This window comes from Pseudomonas sp. CFBP 5748 (genome assembly GCF_053850495.1).
Window position 1 is genome coordinate 1 of record NZ_JBSPTN010000026.1, and the last position, 1,424, is coordinate 1,424.

1 protein-coding gene is annotated in these 1,424 nt (G+C 56.8%); it reads right to left on the reverse strand.

Annotated elements, in window-relative coordinates:
• Window positions 1–10 precede the first annotated feature (10 nt).
• Window positions 11–1,312 (reverse strand): IS4 family transposase, encoded by a 1,302-nt coding sequence (locus tag ACWNZ1_RS29150; protein ID WP_135847938.1) that lies wholly within the window; start codon window positions 1,310–1,312, stop codon window positions 11–13.
• Window positions 1,313–1,424: the final 112 nt, after the last annotated feature.

Here is a 1,424-nt window from a genome sequence, read left to right on the forward strand (position 1 = left end):
GCCATCCCTTTCAAGGTCTTTTCGTTTTGGCGGCCTTGATTACCCGGTCCGTTGAAACATGTGCATGCACCGCAGTGCCTTGCACCCATGTTTTGGGTTTAGGCACCTTGGGGCCCCGGGGATTTTTCGCAACTTGTTTTGGTTGGATGTTTCTGGCCAGTTCCAACAAGCGCTGGGCCAGTTTTTCCAGAGGTATGACGGGAAAACATTCCGAGGGCAGCGCAATTTGCAGGCCTTCATAACCACTCCGGACCTGAACCGCCAAGTGATAGGTTGAGGCTTCCCAGCCGGCAGGCTGGGAAGCCTGATGAGCTTGCTCGACGCTTCGTTTGAGTACGGCCAGGACGTTGTAGGCCAACACCGCAGTAGTGAACCCGAGCAATGCAGCCTTTGGGCTACCAAGGGTTTCGATTTCACTTTCCAGGATTGTTTCCAGTCGCTGGAACATGCCTTCAATGCTCCAGCGGCGGCGATAGAGTTCCGCGATCTGCTGCGCGCTGACGCTTTCAGGCAGGTTGCTCCAGAACATCAAGCTGCTGTCACCCGAGTCTGTTGGCGAATGAAGCGTCAGTTCGACACGCCGACACTGATAACCGCCTCTGACCTGAATGATCTGCTCACGCACAGTGCCCGCGCCCACAGGCACGGGTTCTTGCCAATGACCCTCTTGAATCAAGCGCGGATGCTTGGCTTGTTGACGAATGACAAAGGAGGTTTTGACCTGTTCGCAAGCCTCCATGACCGGGAGCGTGCAATAGAGTCGATCAGCCAGCCACACCTGGCCCGGCTCGGCATCGGCCAAGAGAGGCAGCACACAAACACGCTCGCTTGCGTAGGCATCTTCACATGCCTGCAGGTCGATGACTTGATCCAGGTCGGGGTCGTAGACAACCACCGAAAACCCGGGCCGAGCGGCGCCGCGCTCGTGGCGTAAAGCCCCCAGTCGTTTCTCAGTGGATGCCAAGTGATTACCGTCCACCACCCGAACCTGCCAACCCGGCAACATCGTCGTGCAACCCAACTCCTTGATGGTTGGAGCCAGGCGCTGCGCACAGCCCGTGACCAGGGCGCGCAACAAAGCTGGCTCGGTACGACTGATCTTGTCGTAGAGGGCCGCCAGGCTGACAGGAAGATCTTCCAGTTGCCGCGCCGCGGCGTGCAGGGATGGCTTCAAACCCAATGAAACAAGGGACATCAGCTTGATGATGGTCGAGAACAGTAGCTCACGAGAATACTGCCGTTGCCGATGTTCTTCGAAGACCTGATCGACCCACTCAGGGGCAATAGCGTGCTCCAGCGCCAATTTGGCCATAACGCTGGCAGGTGCTTTTTTCTCGAAACGCGCTAGAACATCGGCCCACATCGTTCTGGTATCCCTGATAGAAACTTCAGGGGATTTTACCTAAGACCTTGAAAGGGATGGC